Here is a 22916-nt window from a genome sequence, read left to right as displayed (position 1 = left end):
GCCATGTGATCATTGCTCCCCTCGTCGCGGATCATAACGAACGATCAGGAGTAAATGGACGTGTCGCGATTAGCCCTGGCGGTCTGGGGGGCCGCCCTGTGCGCCGCCGCTTACCCGACGTGGGAGATCTGGAGGCACGTGCTCTTCCCTGGCCCCCTATGGGACGGCTTCTGTATCGGCCAGGCGTTCGGTGACGGCCCCGTGTTCTACCTCCCGTCGCTGCCCGCTCTGCGCGGTGATCTGTACGTTGTCTCGGACCTGGCGCTGACCTGGGCCGTGCCGGTGCTGATCCTGTACGCCCTGCTCTGGTGGTGGTTAACGCGACGCGCGCGGTGGTCAGGCGGTCGCGCCGCCGTCGATCACGTGGTCCGCGCCCACGACGAAGCTCGACTCCGCTGACGAAAGCCACAACGCCGCGTCGGCGATCTCCTCGGGGGTGGCCACGCGGCCGAGCGGCAGCGAGGTCTTCATGCGTTCGGCGCGTTCCTCCCGGGTCTCCCCCGCCCGCATCGACATGGGCGTGTCGATCGGGCCCGGGCTGAGGGCGTTGATCCGTACGCCGTCGTCGATGTGGTCGCGGGCGGCGGTGCGGGTCAGGGTGCTGACGGCGGCCTTCGAGGCGGCGTACGCGGCGGCCCCGGGCAGGCGGAAGTGCGCCCCCATGTTGGAGGAGACGTTGACGATCGCCCCGCCCCCGTTCGAGCGCATGTGGGCGATCTCGTGCTTCATGGACAGGAACACGCCCTTGAGGTTGACCGCGAGCACGTCGTCCCAGGTGTCCTCGTCGTAGTCGGCCAGCGGCGCCATCATGCCGAAGATGCCGGCGGCGTTGAGCGCGACGTCGAGGCCGCCGTAGCGGGAGACCGCCGCCTCCACCATGGCGGCGACCTCGGTCGAGCGGGTGATGTCCACGGCGAACGCGCTCGCCCGGCCGCCGCCCTCCTCGGCCAGCTTCACCACTTCGGCCAGGCGGCTCTCGTCTCGTCCCGCGACCAGGACCGCCGCGCCCTCCCGTGCGTAGGCGAGCGCCGCCGCGCGTCCCACGACGCCGCTCGCACCCGTGACGAGCGCGACTTTTCCCGTAAATCTTCCAGTCATATCTCTATACCAATCGTTCTCAAATGATGAGTGCGGACATGGCCTGATCGACCGCGTCACGCAACCGGCGCGGGTCCGGGTCGGCCCGGCCGAGCACCCGCAGGCCCTGGAGCAGCACGAGCAGGAACCTGGCCAGCGCGGCGGGATCCTTGCCCGCCGGGATCTCCCCCTGCGCCCGCGCCCTGATGAGCGCGCCGGCCAGCGCCGTCTCCAGCGCCGCCCAGCTCGTCACCACCTTCGCCAGCACGACCGCGTCCCGCGAGGCGAACTCCACGGCGGTGTTCACCACCATGCAGCCCCGTCGCAGCTCGTCGGCCAGGCACTCGGCCACGTACGAGTCGAACAGGGCCCGGACGGCGGGCAGGGCGGGACCCGGCTGCGACAGCTCCCCGACCACGTCGCGCTGCCCCAGATAGCGCTCCAGCGCCTTCAGGTACAGCTCGCGCTTGCCGCCGTACGTCGCGTAGATGCTCGCCCGCGCGACGCCCAGCCGCTCCACGAGGTCGGCCATCGAGGTGGCCTCGTAGCCGCGCTCCCAGAACAGTTCGAGCGCCTGCTGCAACACGGCGTCTGGGTCGAATTCCTTGCTCCTTGCCACGACAGTGGACACTAGCAGAATCTAGAACGATCGGTAAAGAATGAGGTCCTCTGCTTGCTCCATCACCATGTCCACCGAGACGTCACCCACCCACGACTCGTCGTGCGGGCAGCGCTCGGCGCCCGGGGCCACCCCGTCCGCGCCGCACCTCGGGCAGGCCGTGGTCCAGGAGACCAGCGGCCGATGCGTGGCCCTGCTGAGCGGGCCGGCCTGGATGAGGTTGCCGCACCAGTAGACGGCGACCGTGGGCGTGCCGACGGCTCCGGCCAGGTGGCGGGGGCCCGTGTCGTTGGCGATCAGCAGGTCGCAGCGCTCGTACAGGGCGGCGAGACCGCCGATGCCGAGCGCGCCCACAACTGGGATCGCGGGGTTGCGCATGGCCTCGACCACGCCCATGACCAGGTCCTTCTCCGCGCGCGTACCGGTGACGACCACGGGGCGGCCGGTGAGGTCGGCGACGGCGGCGAAGCGCTCCACCGGCCAGCGCCGCCGGGGGTCGTTCGCGCCGGGGTGCACGGCCACCAGCCCGGACGGCGGCCTGCCGAGCGCGCGGGCCAGTTCGGCGCGATCCCCGGCGGTGACCGCGATCCTGGGTTCCAGCCCGCCGCCCACCGCGCCCACCAAGGCCGTGACCTGCAGGAACCGCAGGGTCTCGTGGTGGTAGTCCGTGTACGGCACCCAGCGATCCAGGCTCTCCGCGCCCGGCGCCCGCGACCCCACGCTCACCCTGGCCTCCAGCGCGCGGATGAACGGATTGGAGAAGCGCCCGCCGCCATGGATCTGCACCGCCAGGTCGAACTCCCGCCCCCGCAACCGCGCGCACAACCCCTCGGGTGCCCGGTGCCCGATCTCCCGCGTGGAGATGCCCGAAATGGGCGGCAGCGGCACCACCTCGTCCACGGGCCCCGGCCGCCCGCCGAGGAAATCGGCGTGCCACGCGGCGCCCAGCAGCGTCAGGTGCGCTCCGGGGTAGGCCCGTTTGAGCGCCTCCAGCGCCGGCACGGCCATGAGATAGTCGCCGAGCGCGTTGGCGCGTAGCACCGCGATCCGGCTCACGCCGTCTACAAGTCCTCTCATGGCCATAACGGCCCGGCTACCCGGGGACGTACCGCCCATAACTCCGTAATGTGGGGTTTGAGCTGGTCTTTTACAGGTACTCGCTCCTCATGGGCAGCACAGACGAGACCATCAGCGCCGTCGTCATCGGCGACGTCATGCTCGACTCGTGGCTGCACGGGTCGGCCAAGCGTCTCGCGCAGGAGGCGCCCGTGCCCGTGATGAGCCTGGAGGCCACCGAGGACTTCCCCGGCGGCGCCGCCAACACCGCGGCCAACCTGGTGGCGCTCGGCGCCCGCGTACGCCTGATCGGCGTCGTGGGCGACGACGACTGCGGAGACACGCTGGTACGTGCCCTGCGGCTGCTGGGCGTCGGCGTCGATCTGCTGACCGTGCCGGGACGCCGTACCGCGCACAAACGGCGGCTGATCGCCGGCGGGCAGCTCACCGCGCGCTACGACGACGAGGATCCGGCCGCGCTCTCCCGGGAGGCCGAGCGGGAGCTCATGCGGCGCGCGCTGGAGGCCGCGGCGGCGGCCGACGTGGTGGTGGCCTGCGACTACGGCGGCGGCGTGTGCACCCCCGCCGTACGCCGCTCGCTGGCCGGCCTGCCCCTGCTGATCGTGGACGCGCACGCGGTGGCGCCGTGGCGGGAGTGCGCGCCGGCCGCGGTGCTGCCGAACTACGCCGAGGTCGTACGCCTGCTGGGCGGCCGGGACGGCGCGGCGGACCGGCCGGCGTACCTGATGACCCATGCCGACGAGATGCTCAAGCTCACCGGCGCGCGCATGGTGGTGACCACGCTGGACGGCGAGGGCACGCTGCTGCACAGGAGCGGCCGCCCGGCGTACCGGACCTACGCCCAGCCCGTGCCGCACCACATGGCGACGGGCGCGGGCGACACCTACACCGCGGCGTTCGCGCTGTGGCTGGCGGGCGGCGCGACGCCGGAGGAGGCCGCGGAGGCGGGCCAGGCCGCGGCCGGAGTCGTCGTACGCCGCCGGGGCACGGCCATCTGCACCCGCTCCGACCTGCTGCGCGCCCTGCGCCGCCACGAGGAGACGGTGCAGACGGCCGACCGGCTGGCCCAGCTCCTGGACGAGCACCGGCGCAGGGGCGAGCGGGTGGTGTTCACCAACGGCTGCTTCGACGTGCTGCACCGGGGGCACGTGACGTACCTGGAGCAGGCGGGCCGGCTCGGGGACGTGCTGGTGGTGGCGGTGAACAGCGACGCCAGCGTGTGCCGGCTGAAGGGCCCGGGACGGCCGGTCAACTCGTGCGAGGACCGAATGTCGGTTCTGGCCGCCCTCAACGACGTGCACTACGTGACCGAATTCGATGAGGACACCCCGGAACGGCTGCTGCGGATGCTCCGTCCGGAGTTGTACGTCAAGGGCGGCGACTACACGGCGGACATGCTCGCGGAGGCGCCGCTGGTCCGCTCGCTGGGCGGCGAGGTACGGGTGCTCGGTTACCTGCCCGACCGCTCGACGACCGCCATCATCGGCCGTATGCGCTCCCTTCCGTGAGGTGCCGCAACGGGTTGGGGATCGGCACCCAGCGCATCGCCGCGCCGTCGGCCCCCAGCCAGCGCAGCAGAAGGTTGGCCTTGGCCGGGATCTGCGGGGCGGCCAGCAGGTCGCGCAGCTCGGCCGGGTCCTCGTGGTCCTTGGCCGCGGCGGCGAACACGGCCCTGGCCCGCGCCCACAACTCATCGCGCGCGCGGGGATGCCGGGCGGCCACCGCGCCCGCGATCTCGCACAGGTTGTTGGTCAGCAGGCAGTACACGAGCCGGTCCCACGCCCGCGCCGCGAACAACACGGGCGCGACGAGCCCGGGATGCCGCTCGGCGACCAGCTTGACGCCCTCGTAGTCGCGGAAGAGCGCCTGCGCCGGCATCCCGCGCCCGTCCACCGCGATCAGCACGTTCTGCAGGTGGCATTCGAGCACGACACCGTGCCGCAGGTACGCGTGCAACACCGGCGGCACCACGTGCTCCAGGTACCGCTGCCACCATTCGAGCCCCCCGTCCTCGTCCAGCGGGTCCAGCGGGTTGCCGGGAAAGCCCTCGCTGATCCCCGCCGCCAGCAGCGGGGTCAGCCCGGGGCGCAGGTGCTCGCCCGGCCCGTCGCGGACGATCACGGCCAGCGCCTCGCCCCCGTCCCCGCCCAGGTCCGCGCCGCGCCAGCCGCGGTCGCGCAGCAGGGCGGGGCGGGGCAGGTGGCCGGGCAGGTCGTCGAAGGCGCGGTCGAGGAGGGCCGAGACGGTCGTGAGCCGGCGCAGGTCGTGCAGCCACAGGCGGCGTACGTCGTTCGTGATGCGCACGTCCAGGCTGAACTTGCAGAACAGGTCCACCTCCGGCAGGTACACCGTACGGATCGAGGCCGTGGGCACCGCGACGGCCGCCGTGCGCCCCAGGTAGTGCGGCAGGCGTCCGCCGAGCAGTTCGATCTGCCAGGGGTGGGCGGGCAGCAGGGCCAGCCCGTCGCCCGGCGGCCCGCCCAGCCGGTCGAGCGCGCCCGTGTCCCCCTCGCCCACCAGGTCGCCCGCGGGCACGCCGAACAGCGGCAGCATGAAACTCGCCCGCGCCTCGGGCGAGTAGGGCAGCCAGGACGCGGGCGCCGCCCCGCCGCGCGCCTTGGGCGCGGGATGGTAGCGGTGACCCGCCACGAGGGCCTGCTCCGAGCGCAGGTACGCGTCGGCGGGCGGCAGGGTGTACCGCCTGGCCGCCAGCAGCGCGGCCGTCACGTCCCGGCTGTCGATGATCTCGGCGGCCAGCGCGTCGTTGCGCACCCCGGTGCCCGCACGCAACTCGGCAGCCGCCAACGCGACCAGCTCGCCCAGGGACAGCGGCCACCAGCCGGACGGAACCGCCTCGGCCGATGCCGGCGGACTTCGGACAGACGGAACCGCCTCGGCAGAGGGCAGCGGGTGCCGGCCGGACGGCGCGAGCAAGGCGGGCTCGGAGGGGAAGCGGGCGCCGCCGGCCCGCAGGACGTGCCCGGTGGCGGGCAGCAGGAAGATCCCGGGCCCGGCGGGCCGGGCCACCTCCCTGATCAGGCAGTTCAGCAGCGCCGTCACCGCGAGAGCTTCGGCTTCCCGGAGCTCCGGCCCGAGGGGACGGAGGAGGTCGTCCGTAAATGCCATGGCGACCCTACTCCTACCCGTTGCCGCCATGGATGCCCACAGGATGGCTATCAGGCAGGTTTTATGGGGGAAGGTGCGTTATATGAGGCGGTTAGAGCGGGAGTTCGCCGCGGAACTGGCCCGCGTGCGCCCCGCCCTGTCCGCCGGCTACACCGCCGCCCTGCCCGGCGCGCGGGCCGCCGTCCTGGGCCGCCTGTGGCGGGGACTCCTGTACGAACCACTGCCCGGCCTGACGGTGACCGGTCCCGGCCGCGTGCTGCTGGCCGACGGGCGCGGGCTCACGGGGCCGGAGCGGCGCGCGTACGACATCGGGGACGTGACCGCGCTCCGGCTGGACGGCCACCCGCACACCCACCCGGCGGAGCTGCTGGACGCACTCGGGCTGCCGGGCACCGGCCGCCTGGCCGAGGACCTCGACAACAGCGTTGCCTCGCTGGCGCTCTCCCGCGCGAACGCCTCCGGCCGGCCTCCCGTCACCCCGGAGGAGCACGAGCAGAGCGTGGTCGACGGCCATCCCTACCACCCGGGCTGCCGCAACCGCCCGGGCGTGTCCGTGGCCGAGCAGCTCGCGTACATGCCGGAGCACCGCCCCACCGTCCTGCTCGACCTGCTGGCGCTGCCCGCGAACGAGTGCCTGGTCACGGGCCCGTGGCCGGACTCCCTCATGGACGGCGACCGGCTGCTGCTGCCCGTGCACCCCTGGCAGACCCGGCACGTGCTGGCCGCCCTGGGCCTGCGCCCGTACGCCACGGGGGTCATCGCGGCCCGCCCGCTCATGTCCGCGCGCACCCTGGCCCCGCTCGACGGCGGCCCGCATCTCAAGACGGCCTTCACCACGCGGATGACCTCGGGCGTCAGGGACATCTCCCCCGGCTCGGTACGCGACTGCGTCCCCCTGTCCGACCTGCTCACCACCCTGCTCACCACCCTGTCCGCGCGCTGCGGCGGCGGCCTGCGGATAGCCCGCTACCTGGCCGGGGCCGCCGGCGGGCACAGTGCCGACCTCTCTGTCATGCTGCGCGAGCCGGAACCGGGCCCGGTGCTGCCCGTCGCGGCGGTCACCAGGAGGATGGCGCCCGACCCCGCCGCCTGGCTGGCCGCCTTCGCCCGCCTGGCCATGACGAACGCGCTGGGCCTGCTGTCACTCGGCGTGGCCCTGGAGGCGCACGGGCAGAACCTGCTGGTCTCGCCGGACGCGGACGGGCTGCCGTACCGGCTGGTCTACCGCGACCTGGCCGACGTCAGGATCAGCCCCGCCAGGCTGGCCCGCAACGGGATCGCGGTCCCGCCGGTCAGCGCCAGGCTGCTCAGCGACGACCCGGCGGTCCTGCACGCCAAGCTCTTCGGCTCGCTGCTCGGCACCACGTTCGGCAGCCTGATCTCGTTGTTCGGCGGCGGCGACCGGGCCACGGAGGCCGGGCTCTGGGACGTCGTGGCCGCCGCCGCCCGCCACGCGTCCGAGGCGTTGCCCGCCACCTCCGACGCCCGCGCCGACCGTGCGGCCCTCTTCGGGGAGCGGATCGCGGCCAAGGCCCACCTGCTCGCCCGGCTGGAGGGAGCCCCGCCGGGGGACATCTGGACGGGATTGCCCAACAATCTCGCCGACCGCAAATTCGCTTGATGGCCGATTGCCTGGCCCTTTTCATTGCAGGGGAGGAGTATGGGCATGTGCCGGAAATCCGTCGTGCGCGCATCCCCCAAACTCACGGCGGCCGGAGAGGAGGCCCTTCATGATGCAGCTGTCAGTACGGCTGGTACCCGTGAGTGCCGAAACCCTGGTGATCGCGCTCACCGGAGAGCTCGACTCGACGACGCGTCCCGTGCTCGCTGCCTTCCTCGACCCCCTGCCGCAGGCCTCGGTGAAGTACGTGCTCGTGGCGGCGGGCGACCTGTGGTTCTGTGATCTGAACGGGCTCGAACTGCTGTCGATCACCCACCGCGCCCTGCAGGCCAAGGGCGGCCACCTGGCCCTGGCCGAGGTGCAGCCGCCGTTGCGCCGCCTCATCGCGCTGATGCACGAGCATTCCCTCGCGGCGATCCCGGTGTTCGACAGCATGCCGGAGGCACTCGCGGACGCCGGCGTGGACTCCTACCGGTCCGCGCCGACCGTCGTCGGACGCCGTCACCTGCCGCGCCTGCGTACCATGCCCCGCCTTCCGTCCACCGCCCGTGACGGTTCCCGGCCGCGACCAGAGCCCGTCCGGCCAGTGCTTGACCAGCCTGTGCTTGACCAGCCTGTGCTTGACCAGCCTGTGCTTGACCAGCCAGTGCTTGACCAGCCAGAGCCCGGCCGGCCAGAGCCCGAACCGGCCGCGCGGGAGACCGGGCGGGAGATCAGCGCGAGCCCGCCACCGCCCATATTCGAGATGAGCAACCTGAACCCGATCATTCATGAGGCGCGCGCGCTCCGTGAGCGGGCCACCCGCCAGCAGGAGACCATGGCCCGCCAGCTCGCGCTCACGTCCGAGTCCAGCACGCTGCTGGCCACCGCCCGCGAACGGTGTGGCGCCGCCCTGCGCATCATGCGCCTCAGCCTCACGGACGTGCGCCTGACCGTGGGTGCCGACAGCAGGAGCCCGGCACCGCCACGCTTCCGATAGGCCCGGATCTCGCGCATGATCTTCGCGCTCCAGGACAGGGGGAAGGCATGAGGACAGCGGGACGTGACGTGGTGGTGGTGGCCGCGTCGGCGGGTGGAGTCGAGCCGTTGCGCATCCTGCTGAGTGATCTGCCCGCCGACCTGCCGGCCGCGTTGCTCGTGGTCCTGCACGTGCCACCCCAGGGCAGCAGCGTGCTGGCCAGCATCCTGGACCGGGCGGGCCCGCTCAGAGCAGCGCCCGCCGAAGACAAGGAGACAGTGCGCCCAGGCCGCGTGTACGTGGCACGCCCCGACTTCCACCTGCTCATGAGCGAGGGCAAGATCCGCCTGTCGCGCGGCCCGCAACACAACGGGCACCGTCCGGCGGCCGACCCGTTGTTCATGAGCGCGGCGCTGGACGCCGGGCCCCACACGACCGCCGTGGTGCTGAGCGGCACACTGGACGATGGGGCGAAGGGTTGCGAGGCGATCGACAGGCTTGGGGGCGCGGTCGCCATACAGGATCTCGCGGAGTGCGCCTTCCCCGGCATGCCGGGCGCCGCCATGGCGGCGGTGCCGACCGCACGGGCGCTCCCCGTGCGGGAGATCGGCGGCTGGATCCTGGAGCAGTGCCGTACCCCTGTCAACATGGAGGGCCAGGTGTACGACGATGAGCTCCAACGCGAGATCGAGCAGTTCCTGCATGAGGCGCCGGCGCTGGGGGAGCCGGAAGGCGAACTGATCGCTTTCAGCTGCCCAGAGTGCAACGGCCCCATCTACGAGCAGAAGAGCACGACCACTCAGCGCTACATCTGCCGGGTCGGTCATGCCTGGTCGCGCGACAGCATGATCAACGCGCAGTCGGACTCGGTCGAACGGGCCCTGTGGGTGGCGATCCAGCGGCTGGAGGAGCGGCTGCGGGTGCTCGACCGCATGCGCCAGGCCGCCGAGGGCAGGGGCCAGAACCTGTCGATGCGTTACTTTCAGGAAGAGGAGGAACGCACCGCCGAGGCACTGAACACTATTCGCATGCTGCAGTCCCGCATCGGCCGCACCGGTGATGCTCAGACGAGAGGTTGAGCCCGCCACGACGGCGTAGGCTGCCGTTGTGACTACAGAGGAAGAGCGTGAGTTCGACGACCTCCTCCTTCTCCTCAAGGAGACCCGCGGGTTCGACTTCACGGGATACAAACGCAACACCCTGATCCGGCGCATCGCCCGCCGGCTCGAAGCCTTGAAGTTGCGTGATTACGGCGAATACCGCGATCTTCTGGAACTCGAACCGGAGGAGTTCACGAGACTGTTCGACAGCCTCCTGATCAACGTCACCAGTTTCTTCAGGGACGCCGCCGCCTGGCAACGCCTGCGCGAGGTCGTGATCCCCGCCCTGCTCAGCCAGATGTCGGCCGGGCAGCCCATCCGGATCTGGAGCGCGGGCTGCGCCACCGGCGAGGAGGCGTACACCATCGCCATGGTCCTGGCCGAGGAACTGGGCATGGACGCGTTCCGCGACCGGGTGAAGATCTACGGCACCGACCTCGACGAGAAGGCGCTGCAGGCGGCCAGGACGGGCGTCTACAACGAAAGGTCCCTGTCCGACGTGCCGATCGACCTGCGCGAGACGTACTTCGAGCCGGTCGACAGCGGCTTCACCTTCCGCCGTGACCTGCGCCGTCAGCTCATCTTCGGGCGCAACGACCTCACCCACGACGCCCCGATCTCGCGGGTCGACCTGTTGCTGGCGCGCAACACGCTGATGTACTTCAACACCGAGATGCAGCTCAACATCATCCGGCGCTTCCACTTCGCGTTGTCCGACCCCGGATTCCTGTTCCTGGGCAAGGCGGAGATGTTGCTCAACCACAGCGACAAGTTCGAGCCGGTGGACCTGCGCATGCGGCTGTTCAGGAAGATCAAGCCCGTCAATCACGGCAGCCGGGCGCCGTGGTCGGTCACCGGCGGCGCCGCCGACCTCGCCTCCCGGCTGCCCACGCTGGCGTCCGTGGCGCTGGCCTCCGGACCCGTGGCCCAGCTCGTCGTGGACGTCTCAGGCAACCTCGCGCTGGCCAACTCCAAGGCCGAGGCCCTGTTCAACCTCAACCCGCGCGACGTCGGCCGCCCCTTCCAGGATCTGGAGGTGTCCTACCGCCCCGTGGAACTGCGATCGGTCATCGAACAGGCGCGCCAAGACCTGCGCCCGGTGGAGTTGGAGGAAGTGGCCTGGCACCGCGTCGGCAGCCCTGAGCCCAGCGTCTTCGATGTCTCGGTCGTGCCCCTGCTGGCCTCGGGCAACCTCGTCGGGATGGGCATCCACTTCTACGATGTCACCCGCTACCGCAAGCTCAGGGACGAGCTGGAGCAGGCCAACAGGCAGCTCGAACAGGCCTATGAGGAGCTGCAGTCGCTCAACGAGGAACTGGAGACCACCAACGAGGAACTCCAGTCCACCAACGAGGAACTGGAGACCACCAACGAAGAGCTCCAGTCCACCAACGAGGAACTGGAGACGATGAACGAGGAACTCCAGTCCACCAACGACGAGCTGCAGCACATCAACGACGCGCTGACGGCCCGCACGATCGAGCTCGACGAGGTCAACAACTTCGTCTCCTCGGTGGTGCGCAGCCTCGGGGACGCCGTGGTGGTGCTGGACGGCGATCTCCGGGTGGTGGTGTGGAGCCCAGGAGCCGAGGAACTGTGGGGGATGCGCTCGGACGAGGCCGTCGGCGAGCCGCTGGCCGGCCTGGACATCGGCCTGCCGCTTGAGCTGCTGCTGCCGCGCCTGCGCGCCGCGCTCGCCAACGGGTCCAACCCGCTGGAGGAGGTGGAGGGGCTGGTGCTCGACGCGGTCAACCGCAGAGGACGGCCGGCGCCGCTGACCATACATCTCTCGCACCTGCGTACGGAGGACGACACCGTGCACGGTCTGATCATGGTGATGAACGTGCTCAACTCCGACTCGCAGGTCAACGGCTGACCGCTAGGGCGCGGCCAGCTCGGCGACGGGGATTCGGCGGAAGGCGATGCTCTCGTACGCGCTGAAGTTCCCCGTCTCATGCAGCAGGCCCACCGTGTCCCCGTCCACCCTGACCAGGTCGGAGTAGGCCGCCGGCAGCCCGGACACCGTGTGCGCCACCCGCCAGGTCACGCCGTGGTCGTGGCTGGCGCGTATCGTCATCAGGGCCCGCGCGGCCGGGTCGGCGGGGCCGGAGAACAGCAGCACGTCCGGCGACCCGCACCACAACACGCTGCCCTCCACCACCGGGCCGACCAGCCCGGCCTGCGGGCGAAAGGGCAGCTCCAGCGTCTGACCGCCGTCGGCCGAGTAGGCGTCCGCCCTGGTGCCGGGGGCGGTGGAGTCGGTGCGGGTGTTGAGGTAGACGCGCCCGCCCGGCAGTTCGGCGCCGGTGGTCTCGTTGACGTTGACGTAGCCGTCGGGGTTGTCGTCCACGTACCCGATGCGCCAGGTCTGGCCGCCGTCGTCGCTCAGCAGGCAGTGGCCGCCGTTGTACTTGCCCTCGGTCCCGTTGTCCTGCCCGCCGGGCGGCATGGAGTGGTTGGCGGGGATCAGGATGCGTCCGGCGTTCGGGCCCTCGCGCAGCACGAGCGCGTGGCCGGGCGTGGTGGCGTACCAGCGCCACTCGGACCGCTTCACGCTGGCGGTGATCTCGCGGGCCGCCGACCAGGTGACCCCGTCGTCCTCGCTGACCTGGACGAACACCCGCCGCCCATCGGCCGCCGACACCTGGCCGCGCCGGATCTTGTCCTCGGTCGCCGACGGGCCCTGCCGGACGAACACCAGCACGATCTTGCCGTCGTCCAGCACCACCGGCGCCGGGTTTCCGGCCGTGCCACGACGCGACTCCGTGGCCACGACCTGCAGCGCGCCCCACGTCTTGCCGCCGTCTGAGGACCGTTTGAGCACCAGGTCGATGTGGCCGGAGTCGCCGGCCGAGGCGCGCCGCCCCTCCGCGAACGCCAGCACCGTGCCGGCTCTGCTCACCACCGCCGCCGGGATCCGATAGGTGTGGTAGCCGTCCGTGGCCTGCCGGTATGGGTGTGAGGTCGGGTAACGATCCGCCATGCCGAAACGGTACGGCTTCCGGGTTAACGGACGCCGACGTGAGCCGTACGTGAAGGCGAATGAGGCGAGCGGCGAGTGCGACCAGACGAGCGTGACCGTGCCGCCGAGGGCGTGTCCTCGGCGGCACGGTCACGCTCGCCGAGGGCGTGTCCTCGGCGGCACGGTTTCCGGATGCGGTCTACTCGATCTTTACTTGCTTCACTGGGCGAAGACGATCACGTTGTCGCGGTAGCTGCCGCGAGTTCGGTCGAACGTGCCGCCGCAGGTGATCAGCCGGAGCTGGGCGCCCTTGGCGGGGCCGTACACCTCCTTGTTCGGGATGCGGTTCTTCGGATAGCGGGCCAGGCGGGTCACCTTGAAGGTGACCGTGCTGCCGTCGGAGCGATCGACGTGTACGCGGTCGCCCTTGCTCAGCTTGGGCAGGCGGTAGAAGACCGCGGGGCCGGTCTTGGAGTCGACGTGACCCGCGATCACGGCCGCTCCCCGCTCGCCCGGCTCCGGGCCCGCCTTGTTCCAGCCCACCCGGACGTAGCTGGTGGGCGCGATCAGGCGGCCCTTGGCGTCGAGCCGGAGCGGGATGATCCGGGTGGAGACGCCGATGGCCGGAATACGGAGCCGTACGGGGTCCGCCACGTCCGCGGAGGCCCCCAACCGAGCCTCCGCGAACGTCCCGGTCCTGCCCTCAGCGGAGGCCCCCAACCGAACCCCCGCGGTCGTCCGGATCCCGCCCGCCGCAGAGGCCCCCAACCGGCCTTCCGTGGTCGTCTGGATCCCGCCCGTCGCGGAGGTCCCCAACCGGCCTTCCGTGGCTTCGGTCGCCCGTAAGTTCCCGTTGTGGGCGACCGCCGGGTGTGCGCTTGCGGCGGCTTCGCCGGGGGCGCAGGCCGCGGTGGCGGCCAGGGTACACGCGGCGGTCGCCAGGAGCAGGCGGCGCACGGTCAGCTGCCCGCGGAGAAGGTGCGCCGCAGCCAGAACGCGCCGGCTCCGAGCAGCGCCGCACCCGCCAGGGCCAGCGGCACCAGCGGCACCGACCCGCCGTCCTCGGCCCCGCTCTGCGCGACCGTGGCGTTGCTCACCTTGGTCGTTTCGTTGAGCGAGGTCTTGTTCTGGGCACCCGCGTCACCAGCGGTACCGGCATCGGCGGTCCCACCCATCCCGGTGTCCACGCCACCACGCGGAGCGCCGTCATCGTCATCGTCGTCATCGCGCGAGACGGTCCCGCCCACGCCCGTGTCCACGCCACCGCGCGGAGCGCCGTCATCGTCGTCATCGTCGTCATCGCGCGAGGCCGTTCCGCCCACGCCCGTGTCCACGCCACCACGCGGAGCGCCGTCGTCGTCATCATCGTCGTCACGCGAGACGGTCCCGCCCACGCCCGTGTCCACGCCGCCGCGCGGAGCGCCGTCGTCGTCATCGTCGTCGTCGTTGGTCGTTGTGGTGACGGACTGGACGCCCGTCGGTGCGGTGGCCTGTGCCGCCGTTGTGGTGAAGATCGTGCCCGTGGCGCCCAGTCCGAGCGCGAGCGCGGTGGCGAGCAGCACCCGCCGTACTGCCTGACCCATGTTGCCTCTCCAATCCGGCCGCGGGATTTCCGTGGCCGAGTTCAGCGTCTCGATGGGCCGTTGGAGGAGCATGAGGTCGAGATGAAAGGACTCTCACCCGCAGCGCCACCCCTTGGCTGACGCCGCCGCCCAGGCGTGAAAGCATTCCCTTCATAGTCGGGCGAGTGCTTGTGGAGGCTGGGGTGGCTGACGAGTTCGACGTCATCGTGATCGGCGCGGGTCCCGTCGGAGAGAACGTCGTGGACCGGGCCGTGCGCGGCGGCCTGACGGCGGCGATCGTCGAGGAGCGGCTGGCCGGCGGCGAGTGCTCCTACTGGGCGTGCGTGCCGAGCAAGGCGCTGCTGCGGCCCATCGATCTGGCGGGTGAGGTGGCGCGGGTGCCCGGCCTCTCGCTCGGGCCCATCGACGTGGCCGCGGTGCTGGCCAGGCGCGACGAGGCGGTCTCCAACTACGACGACGCGGGCCAGGTGCGGTGGCTGGAGAGTGTGCCGGCCGAGCTCGTACGCGGCCGAGGCCGGCTCGACGGGCCCAAGCGCGTACGCGTGACCACGCAGGACGGCGGCGAGCGCGTGCTGACCGCCCGCCAGGCCGTCGTGGTGGCCACGGGCAGCACCGCGGTCGTCCCGCCCGTTCCCGGGCTGGCCGAGGCGGCCCCCTGGGTCAGCCACGACGTGACCGCGGCCAAGTCGGTCCCCGGGCGGCTGGCCGTGATCGGCGGCGGCGTGGTCGCCTGCGAGATGGCGCAGGCCATGCACGGGCTCGGCGCGCGGCAGACCACCCTGCTGGTACGCGGCGACAGCCTGCTGGGCCGGGTGGAGCCGTTCGCGGGCGAGATGCTCGCCGAGTCGTTCACCGAGGTGGGCATCGACGTGCGCACCTCCATCGACGTGCTCAGGGTCGAGCGCCCCGAGCCCGGCGGCCCGGTGACCCTGCACCTGTCGGAGGGTCCGCCGCTGGAGGCCGACGAGTTGCTGGTGGCGACCGGCCGCCGGCCCGCGACCCGCGATCTCGGGCTCGACACGATCGGCCTGTCCGACAAGGGGCCGATCGAGGTGGACGACAGCATGCGGGTCACCGCCCTCGACGAGGGCTGGCTGTACGCCGTGGGCGACGTCAACGGGCGGGTGCTGCTCACCCACATGGGCAAGTACCAGGCCAGGATCTGTGGCGACGTGATCGCCGCGCGCGCCCGTGGGGACGAGTTGCCCTCGATGCGGGATCTCGCGGGCGGGTACGGGTCGCCGCAGGTCGTCTTCACCGACCCGCAGATCTGCGCGGTGGGCCGCACCGAGGAGATGGCTCGCGCCGACGGTTTCCGGGTGCGCGTCGTGGACTACGACATGGGCTCGGTGACGGGGGCGTACCTGCTGGGTGACAACTACCGCGGCCGGGCCAGGGCCGTCGTGGACGAGGACAGGAAGGTCCTGCTCGGCGTCACGTTCGTGGGGCCGGGGGCGGCCGAGTTGCTGCACGCGGCCACGATCGCGGTGACCGCGGAGGTGCCGCTCGAACGGCTCTGGCACGCGGTTCCGTCGTTCCCGACGGTCAGCGAGGTGTGGCTGCGCCTGCTGGAGGCGTACGGGCTGTAAGTCGCGGGAGCGGCTGCTCAGCGGGGCTTGCGCGTGTTCATGCGGGTGATCAGCAGTGGCGGCGGTGAGGTGGCGGTGGGGTCGGGATCCGGTGGTTCGCCCGCCTGGAGCATCAGCTCCGCCACCGTCACCTCCACGCTGTCACGCACCTCCACGTGCGACAGCAGATCCGTCAGCCGCAGCACCGACAGCAGATGCTCGGAGGGCCGCACCACGAAGATCCGGCCGCTGCCCTCCTCCTCCATCCGCTGCATCGCCATGGCGATCACCCCGATGACCGACGAGTCGTAGAAGTCCAGGTCGGCCAGGTCCAGCACGAGGACGGGCCCCGGCGTCCAATCCCACACGGCGTTGATGCGTGAGCTGAACCGGACCCGCCCGGCGTGGTCCAGCACGCCGCTGGCGCGCATGACCGTGCAATGAAGATGCCGGGTCGTCTCGATTCGCAAACCTCTGCCCACATGTATTCAACTGCCCGCTGAGCGGCGTTATCACAGGTGATCGTCAATTTTCCGTTCTTACTCGGGCACGCGATCCCCCAGAGGGCCGCCGGCCAGCTTGCGCATGAGAGCGGCGAGGGTGTCCATGTCGTCGGGAGTGAGCGGGGATGCCAGGCGGGCCAGATTCGCGGCGTGCTCGGTGAGCGCGTCGTCGATGATCCGCAGGCCGTCGCCGGTCAGCTTGACGCGGAAGCTGCGCCGGTCGGCGGGGTCGAGGCTGCGCTCGACCAGGCTGGCCGCCTCCAGCCGGTCGAGCCGGTTGGTCATGCCGGCCCGCGACATCATCAGCACCTCCGACAGCTCGGAGGGGATCAGCGTGTACGGCGGCCCGGCCCTGCGCAGCGCGGCCAGCACGTCGAACTCGCCCTGCCGCAGCCCGCGCTTGGTGAAGACCTGGTCCACCTGCGGCATCATCAGCCGCATGATCTGGGCGAGCCGGCCGAAGACGTCCATGGCCGACAGGTCGAGATCGGGTCGCTCGCGCCGCCACTGTTCGAGGATCCTGTCGATGGCGTCGCCCATGAACCCGCATCTTATTCGACCGGAAATTATTCGTCCCCGTACCGGTGTGGGATCCGGACCAGGGGGTGTGGGATCCGGACCAGGGGGTGTGGGATCCGGATCAGGCGGGTGCGGGATCCGGATCAGGCGGGTGCGGAACCCGGACCACCGGTGCGCGGGATCCGTACAAGCAGGTGCGGGATCCGTACCCAGGCGCGAGGCTAGTGGGCCGTGCCGGACTCCAGGGTGGGCAGGGCGTCCGGGCAGCCGGCCAGCAGGACCAGCAGGGGTGAGGAGGACGGGCTGGACAGTTCCAGCTCCAGGACGTTGCCCCGCACGCGCTGCTCCGGAACCCCCATGTCCCCATCCCCGAAGCTGAGCACCCGCTCGACGGACGGCGCGGCCGTGTGCAGGAGCTTCCTGGTGGCGTGCCGCAACCAGCGCAGTTCGCTGTTGACCCGCTTCCAGGTCGCGGGGATCACGCTCACCGCCTCCGCCCTGGTGCCGAGCCGGAGCGTGATGCGCCCGCTCGACCCGAACCGGTCCTTGAGCACCGGGTTGACCACGAACATGCGGTCGCGCAGCGGGCGCGGGCCCTGACGGTTGAGGTTGGCCAGGCCGCCCGCGCTGATCAGCGAGTACACCTCGCAGCGCGACCCGTCGAGCGTGTCGGGGTCGTAGTCCACCGGCGGCGGCTCCTCGAACACCACCTTGTCCAGCCGCACGCCGGCCACCCCGTCGGGCGCGACGCGGCCCGCGACGGCCTGCCGGACCTCCTCGCAGATGTCCTCGCCCTCGGTGATGTCCAGCGCCTCGACGCAGATGAGGCCGTCGTCGGGGATCTCCTCGGGCGTCAGGTCGAAGGCCACCCTGGCCTGCGCCTTCCTGCCGCGCAGCAACACGCACTGGCGCAGCCGTCCCTGGGAGCGGATCTGGATGAGGCGGGGCAGCGGGCTGAACTCGGTGTTCCCGGTGTGCCAGCCGCTCACCGACCGCTCGTCCACCGACAGCGCCGCCGAAACGCGCAGCGCCCGCCCCTGGGCCGACACCTTGAAGCCGGCCAGCCCCGACGTCTCGAACCTGCCCACGATCTGGCTGCCCCGCCGCAGCCGGTCGGTGACCTGCAACGGAGAAACCTGGCCGCTGGTCACGTGTGCCGGCGGAATGGCGGGAAGGATTACCTGGTCCAGTTCGGTGGCGGACCCCGAGCCGCTCATCGCATGCTCCTCGGCGAAATGGGTGTGACGGATCAGGCCAGGAAGAATTGCCCTGGGTGGAGGTTGCCAGACGGGCGCGTCAGGGTCCTGGAGGCAGCGCGCTTCTTTGCCGTTGTCTGGCACAATCACAGCCGTCGCAGAAGGTGACCAGCATCACTGTGGCCTCAGGCGGCGCGAACCGGTCTATCTCCGCGCAGATAGCGAAAAACCCCGCCACAGTCGCAACATTCGCGGCCCCTGAGGCGTCATAGCTTTTACATGGAGCATGCCCGGCCCGGGTTTAGGATGCACCATATTGCCAGGATGGGGAGGGATTAACCACCATGGGTTCCCGTTTGTCGGGTGTCGCGCGCCTCGCGGCAGCAGCGACCGCGGCCGGTGTGGTCGCCGCGGCCATCGCGCTGCCCGCTGTGGGCGGTAGCGGAGCGATGTTCGTCTCGGCATCAGAGGAGCTCGGCATCAAACCCGAGGAACTCAAGGAGCCCCCGCTCGCGGAACGGACGACCGTGCTCGACGCCAAGGGCACCCCGATCGCCTGGTTCTGGGAGGAGTACCGCGAGAACGTCACCCTCGACAAGGTGGCCGAGGTCATGAAGACGGCCATCATCTCCATCGAGGACTTCCGCTTCTACGAGCACGGCGCGATCGACATCGAGGGCACCATCCGCGCCATGGCCAAGAACCTCTCCTCTGGCGGCATCGCCCAGGGCGGCTCCTCCATCACCCAGCAGTACGTCAAGCAGGTGCTGCTCAACTCCGCGACCACGGACAAGGAGCGCAGCGCGGCCCTGGAGGCCAGCTACGCGCGCAAGCTCAGGGAACTGCGCTACGCGATGGCGGTGGAGGAGAAGTACACCAAGGACCAGATCCTGGAGAAGTACCTCAACATCGCCTACTTCGGCGCCGGCGCCAACGGGGTGGAGGCGGCGGCCAAGCGCTTCTTCGGCGTCAGCGCGTCCGAGCTGACCCTGCCGCAGGCCGCGACCCTGGCGGGCGCCGTGCAGGACCCCAACGCGACGGACCCCAACCTGGGCAAGAAGCAGCGGGCGTCGCTGCTGTCGCGCCGCAACCTGGTGCTCGACACCATGGCCAAGCTCGGCAAGATCACGCCGCAGCAGGCCGCCGAGGCCAAGGCCACCAAGCTCGGCTACAAGGGCGTCGACATCCCCGGCGGCTGCACCTCCAGCAAATACCCGTACTTCTGCGTGTACGTCCGCAACGAGGTCCTCAGGAACCCGGTCTTCGGCAAGACGGCCAAGGCCAGGGAGCAGTTCCTCGACCGGGGCGGCCTGACGATCCAGACCACGCTGGACCCGAAGATGCAGAAGGCCGCCGAGAAGGCGATCAAGAAGCACGTGTACGCCTCGGACAACCCGGTCGCCTCCGAGGCCCTGGTGGAACCGGGCACGGGCGCGATCAAGGCGATGGCCGCAAGCCGCGCGTACGGCAACAACAAGCGCAAGAAGCAGATGTCGTACAACGTCGTGGCGGACGCCGCGCACGGCGGCGGCACCGGCTTCCAGGCGGGCTCCACGTTCAAGACCTTCACCCTGGTCACCGCCCTCAAGGAGGGCATGAAGCTGGGCGACGGCTTCTCCGTCGGCAGCGGATACCGCGCGCCGTACTACTCCACGTTCAAGAACTGCAAGGGCCAGAACATCGCCGACCCCAGCCACACCGTCACCAACGACGAGGGCGGCGGCGGCTTCAAGTCGCTGCAGACCGGCACCTGGGGCTCGGTGAACACCTTCTTCATGAAGCTGGAGGAGAAGGTCGGCCTGTGTGACACGGTCAAGACCGCCAAGTCGCTGGGCATCAAGCGCTCCGACGGCCTGGATCTGCAGGAGTTCTCCACCTTCACCCTCGGCATCAACGAGATGGACCCGGTGACCGTGGCCAACGCCTACGCGGCGATCGGCGCGCGCGGCAAGTACTGCGCGCCGATGGCGATCACCAAGATCACCGACCGCGACGGCAAGGTCAAGAACTACCAGCCCAAGTGCAAGGAGGCGCTGGACCCCGAGGTGGCCGACGCCGCCGCGGACATCCTGTCCGGCGTGTTCACCAAGGGCACGATGCGCGGCGTGGGCGGCATCGGCCGGCCCGCGGCGGGCAAGACCGGCACCACGGACTCGCAGGCCACGGCCTGGTTCGCCGGGTTCACCCCGGACCTGGCGGGCGCGGTCAGCATCGGCGACCCGCGCGGCGCGCAGAACCACAAGCTCAACAACGTCAACATCGGCGGCCGGTACTACGGCTCGGTCTTCGGCGCCTCGATCCCCGGGCCGATCTGGAAGGACACCATGCTCGGGGCCCTGAAGGGCACACCGGCGACCGACTTCACCCCGGTGAACAGCTCGCGCTTCGGCGGTTGCGGTTCGAGCTGCGCGCCGGTCCGGGAGGAGCCGGACGATGAGGAGCGGCCGGAGGACGGCGGCGATCTGGACGACATCGACGTCTGGGACGGCGAGTTCGACTGATCTTGGGTAGGAGAAGTTTCCTGATTGTCGGATAAGACAAATCGGACACGACATTATGCCGTGATCCACATCCGGCACAGAAACCTCTGACGGTCACCATGGTCTCTAGCTGAGCAAATTCGGAGTGCGTCCGCACAAGCGGACGCACTCCTTGCAAAGGCCCTATTAACAGCGACGAAACATTGGTAACGTGGGAGCGCTCCCAGGATCTTTCCGCGAGGTGCTCCATGACCGAGCAGCCCACACTGGCACAGGTGGCGGCCGCTGCAGGGGTTTCCCCCGCGACCGCATCTCGAGTCCTCACGGGCTCGGTGCGGGTCAGTACCTCGACCCGCCGCCAAGTCTACGATGCCGTGTCCCGCATGGGATACGTCCGACAACGCGCACCCCGGGGAACGGCCGCCAAGACCATGGCCGACGGCGTCACGGCAGTGATATGTGATCACCTGCCCCGGCTCTTCTCCGAACCCTACTACGCCAGGCTTCTGTCAGCCGCGGGCGCCGTGATAGCAGAGCACGGCACCCACCTCATGGTGACCACCGTCACCCCCACCTCGTCCACGCTGCCCGCCTTATCCGGCGCGGTGCTCATCGTGGGCGCGCGAGAGCGCCACCCCCTGGCGATCAAGTTATCCACCTCGGGCGTCCCCGTCCGCAACATCGGGCGTCCGCCCCACGACCTCAAACTGCCCTTCGCCGACGTCGACAACCTCGACGGCGGCCGTCAGGCGGCCGAGCACTTCCTGCTCACCGGCCGCCGCAACGTCGCCGCGATCGGCGGCCCACCCTCCTTACCAGGCGCCCGTGATCGGCTGGAGGGCCTCGTACGCACCCTCCAGGCGGCGGGCGCACCCGACGTGCCCGTGGCGTACGGCGACTTCACCGCCGCCTCGGGCACCCACGCCATGCAGTGGTTGTTACGCCACGCGCCCGGCCTGGACGCCGTCTTCGTCGCCTCGGACCTGATGGCGGCCGGCGCGATCCAGGCCCTGCGCAGGGCGGGACGCAAGGTGCCGGCGGACGTGGCGGTGATCGGGTTCGACGACGCCCCGGTCGCCAGGCACACCGTCCCGGCACTGACCACCATCCGCCAGCCCGTCGAGGAATTGGCCACGGTCGCCACCCGGCTGCTCCTGACGGGGGCCGCGGGGATCGACCCCGTACTCCCCACGGAACTGGTCGTCCGTGAGTCGGCTTGAGCCAGGGGATGTGCTGGCCCGCAGGTATCTGTTGCTGGACCCGCTGGCCCGCGGTGGCATGTCGGTCATCTGGCGTGCCTTCGACCAGTCCCTGCATCGGATGATCGCGGTCAAGGTGCTCACGGCCTCGCTGCACACCGACTCCGGAGAACGGGTCAGCGTGCGCAGCGAGGCCCGTGCCGCGGCCAGGTTCATCCATCCCGATTCCATCGAGATCTACGACTACGGCGAGACCGTCACCACGAGCGGCGGTGTCGCCGCGTACGTGGTGATGCCGCTGCTCGACGGCACGCCACTGGCCGAGCGCATCGAGACGGGGCCGCTGCCGTGGCCGGAGGCGGCGGCCATCGCGCTGCGGCTGGCGCGGGTGCTGATGGCCGGGCACGCCCGCGGCTTGGTGCACAGGGACGTCACGGCGGAGAACGTGCTGCTCACCGCCGCCGGCCCCAAGCTGCTCGACTTCGGCATCGCGGCGTGGGCGGGAGACCCCGACGACGACCGCGGCACCCCTCCCTACGTGGCCCCCGAGCGGCTGCTCGGCGCGCCGACCCACCCCGCGGTGGACGTGTACGCCCTGGGCGTGCTGATCCACCTCATGCTCACCGGGCGCACGCCGTACCCGGAGACCACGTGGGAGGAGATCGAACTCGCCTGCCGGACCGAACCCCCGCCACGGGTCCCCGGCGTGCCGAACACGATCGCCACGCTCTGCCAGCGCTGCCTGGCGCGCGAGCCGGAGGACCGGCCGACGACGGCGCAGATCGTCGCCGCGCTCAACTCCGCGCTCGGCACCGCCACGCTGGGCCGCCACCTGCGGCGCGGCCTGACGGTGGCGGGTTCGGCGGCGCTCGCGCTGTCGGCCCTGCTGTGGTTCCAGCAGACCGGAACGCCGCCGCGGGAGCAGGCGCTGGAGGAGGTGCGTGACAGGCCGCCGCCGTCACCGTCCCCCTCAGAGACCGCCGGGCTGATCGAGGCGACGCCGGCCGAGGCGGTCACGGTCGAGCAGGCCGCGACGGGCTTCAAGTCCGTGTTGTCGGCCAGGACGCCGTGCGGCGCGACCGACGACGACGTCGTGCTCGACCTCAGGCAGGTGCTGGACAACGCCATGGGTGACACCAGGACGGGAACCGAGGGCCTGCGCGAGAAACTGTCCCAGCGCTGGCGGGAGGGCCGCCTGGCGCCCGCCTGCCTGAGCGAGCTCCAGGCCCGCCTGGACGACCTCGACACGGCGCTGGAGAAGGATTGATGAGGGGTACGGCAGCACCAGCCGTACCCCTCTTCATCGCGCGGGACGGGCCCCTCGCAAA

At 70.8% G+C, this 22916-nt stretch carries 20 protein-coding genes; 10 read left to right on the top strand and 10 right to left on the bottom strand.

Annotated features, from left to right (window positions below):
* The first annotated feature begins 60 nt into the window (after positions 1 to 60).
* Positions 61 to 399, top strand: a complete 339-nt coding sequence (locus AB0I81_RS41130) for a hypothetical protein (protein WP_360669055.1) — start codon at positions 61 to 63, stop codon at positions 397 to 399.
* Here AB0I81_RS41130 and AB0I81_RS41125 read toward each other — a convergent pair.
* Genes AB0I81_RS41125 through AB0I81_RS41115 form a run of 3 tightly spaced genes read right to left on the bottom strand, consistent with a single transcriptional unit; the run spans position 337 to position 2773 of the window.
* Positions 337 to 1098: a glucose 1-dehydrogenase gene (locus AB0I81_RS41125; RefSeq protein WP_360669053.1), complete on the bottom strand. Its 762-nt coding sequence runs from the start codon at positions 1096 to 1098 to the stop codon at positions 337 to 339. The genes AB0I81_RS41130 and AB0I81_RS41125 overlap by 63 nt on opposite strands.
* Before the next feature lie 19 nt (positions 1099 to 1117).
* Positions 1118 to 1696: a TetR family transcriptional regulator gene (locus AB0I81_RS41120; RefSeq protein WP_360669051.1), complete on the bottom strand. Its 579-nt coding sequence runs from the start codon at positions 1694 to 1696 to the stop codon at positions 1118 to 1120.
* A gap of 21 nt (positions 1697 to 1717) precedes the next feature.
* Complete coding sequence (locus tag AB0I81_RS41115; RefSeq protein WP_360669048.1) at positions 1718 to 2773, bottom strand: glycosyltransferase family 9 protein; 1056 nt, start codon at positions 2771 to 2773, stop codon at positions 1718 to 1720.
* An 89-nt stretch (positions 2774 to 2862) separates the two neighbouring features.
* On the opposite strand from AB0I81_RS41115, the gene rfaE2 reads away from it, so the two are divergent.
* Positions 2863 to 4281 carry a D-glycero-beta-D-manno-heptose 1-phosphate adenylyltransferase gene (rfaE2, locus tag AB0I81_RS41110; RefSeq protein ID WP_360669045.1) on the top strand — a complete coding sequence of 473 codons (1419 nt, stop codon included), beginning with the start codon at positions 2863 to 2865 and terminating at the stop codon, positions 4279 to 4281.
* Here the strand turns inward: rfaE2 and AB0I81_RS41105 are convergent.
* Entirely contained in the window at positions 4253 to 5899 is a 1647-nt protein-coding gene (locus tag AB0I81_RS41105; protein ID WP_360669042.1) for an IucA/IucC family C-terminal-domain containing protein, read from the bottom strand. The genes rfaE2 and AB0I81_RS41105 overlap by 29 nt on opposite strands.
* 82 nt (positions 5900 to 5981) lie before the next feature.
* Here AB0I81_RS41105 and AB0I81_RS41100 point away from each other — a divergent pair, with 82 nt between their 5' ends.
* From AB0I81_RS41100 to AB0I81_RS41085, 4 genes are all read left to right on the top strand, one after another.
* A complete protein-coding gene (locus AB0I81_RS41100; protein ID WP_360669039.1) occupies positions 5982 to 7520 on the top strand; it encodes an IucA/IucC family protein in 1539 nt (512 codons plus the stop codon).
* A gap of 109 nt (positions 7521 to 7629) precedes the next feature.
* Entirely contained in the window at positions 7630 to 8499 is an 870-nt protein-coding gene (locus tag AB0I81_RS41095) for an STAS domain-containing protein (RefSeq protein ID WP_360669036.1), read from the top strand.
* 47 nt (positions 8500 to 8546) lie between these two features.
* A complete protein-coding gene (locus AB0I81_RS41090; RefSeq protein WP_360669033.1) occupies positions 8547 to 9557 on the top strand; it encodes a chemotaxis protein CheB in 1011 nt (336 codons plus the stop codon).
* A gap of 28 nt (positions 9558 to 9585) precedes the next feature.
* Positions 9586 to 11454 carry a CheR family methyltransferase gene (locus AB0I81_RS41085; protein WP_360669030.1) on the top strand — a complete coding sequence of 623 codons (1869 nt, stop codon included), beginning with the start codon at positions 9586 to 9588 and terminating at the stop codon, positions 11452 to 11454.
* 3 nt (positions 11455 to 11457) lie between these two features.
* Here the strand turns inward: AB0I81_RS41085 and AB0I81_RS41080 are convergent, their stop codons facing one another.
* The 3 genes from AB0I81_RS41080 to AB0I81_RS41070 form a co-directional block, all read right to left on the bottom strand.
* Positions 11458 to 12561 (bottom strand): sialidase family protein, encoded by a 1104-nt coding sequence (locus AB0I81_RS41080; protein WP_360669027.1) that lies wholly within the window; start codon positions 12559 to 12561, stop codon positions 11458 to 11460.
* A gap of 198 nt (positions 12562 to 12759) precedes the next feature.
* Positions 12760 to 13212, bottom strand: a complete 453-nt coding sequence (locus AB0I81_RS41075) for a class F sortase (RefSeq protein ID WP_360669024.1) — start codon at positions 13210 to 13212, stop codon at positions 12760 to 12762.
* Positions 13213 to 13499: 287 nt separating this feature from the next.
* Positions 13500 to 14123: a hypothetical protein gene (locus tag AB0I81_RS41070; RefSeq protein WP_360669021.1), complete on the bottom strand. Its 624-nt coding sequence runs from the start codon at positions 14121 to 14123 to the stop codon at positions 13500 to 13502.
* Between the two features lie 182 nt (positions 14124 to 14305).
* Here AB0I81_RS41070 and AB0I81_RS41065 point away from each other — a divergent pair, with 182 nt between their 5' ends.
* Positions 14306 to 15712, top strand: coding sequence for an NAD(P)/FAD-dependent oxidoreductase (locus tag AB0I81_RS41065; RefSeq protein WP_360669018.1), 1407 nt, complete (start codon positions 14306 to 14308; stop codon positions 15710 to 15712).
* A gap of 17 nt (positions 15713 to 15729) precedes the next feature.
* On the opposite strand, the gene AB0I81_RS41060 is transcribed toward AB0I81_RS41065, so the two are convergent.
* The 3 genes from AB0I81_RS41060 to AB0I81_RS41050 form a co-directional block, all read right to left on the bottom strand.
* Positions 15730 to 16173 (bottom strand): STAS domain-containing protein, encoded by a 444-nt coding sequence (locus AB0I81_RS41060; protein WP_360669015.1) that lies wholly within the window; start codon positions 16171 to 16173, stop codon positions 15730 to 15732.
* Positions 16174 to 16230: 57 nt separating this feature from the next.
* Positions 16231 to 16734: a MarR family transcriptional regulator gene (locus AB0I81_RS41055; RefSeq protein ID WP_360669012.1), complete on the bottom strand. Its 504-nt coding sequence runs from the start codon at positions 16732 to 16734 to the stop codon at positions 16231 to 16233.
* 200 nt (positions 16735 to 16934) lie between these two features.
* Positions 16935 to 17930, bottom strand: a complete 996-nt coding sequence (locus tag AB0I81_RS41050) for a hypothetical protein (protein ID WP_360669009.1) — start codon at positions 17928 to 17930, stop codon at positions 16935 to 16937.
* Between the two features lie 323 nt (positions 17931 to 18253).
* Between AB0I81_RS41050 and AB0I81_RS41045 the strand changes: the two genes are divergently transcribed.
* From AB0I81_RS41045 to AB0I81_RS41035, 3 genes are all read left to right on the top strand, one after another.
* Positions 18254 to 20410, top strand: coding sequence for a transglycosylase domain-containing protein (locus AB0I81_RS41045; protein WP_360669007.1), 2157 nt, complete (start codon positions 18254 to 18256; stop codon positions 20408 to 20410).
* 227 nt (positions 20411 to 20637) lie between these two features.
* A complete protein-coding gene (locus tag AB0I81_RS41040; RefSeq protein ID WP_360669004.1) occupies positions 20638 to 21609 on the top strand; it encodes a LacI family DNA-binding transcriptional regulator in 972 nt (323 codons plus the stop codon).
* A complete protein-coding gene (locus tag AB0I81_RS41035; protein ID WP_360669002.1) occupies positions 21596 to 22855 on the top strand; it encodes a serine/threonine-protein kinase in 1260 nt (419 codons plus the stop codon). Before AB0I81_RS41040 ends, AB0I81_RS41035 begins: the two co-directional genes overlap by 14 nt.
* The last annotated feature ends 61 nt before the right edge of the window (positions 22856 to 22916 follow it).

Origin of the sequence: Nonomuraea sp. NPDC050404, from assembly GCF_040655495.1 — a bacterium.
Taxonomy (GTDB): Bacteria; Actinomycetota; Actinomycetes; order Streptosporangiales; family Streptosporangiaceae; genus Nonomuraea.
This window is presented reverse-complemented; position numbering and strand designations above follow the sequence as displayed.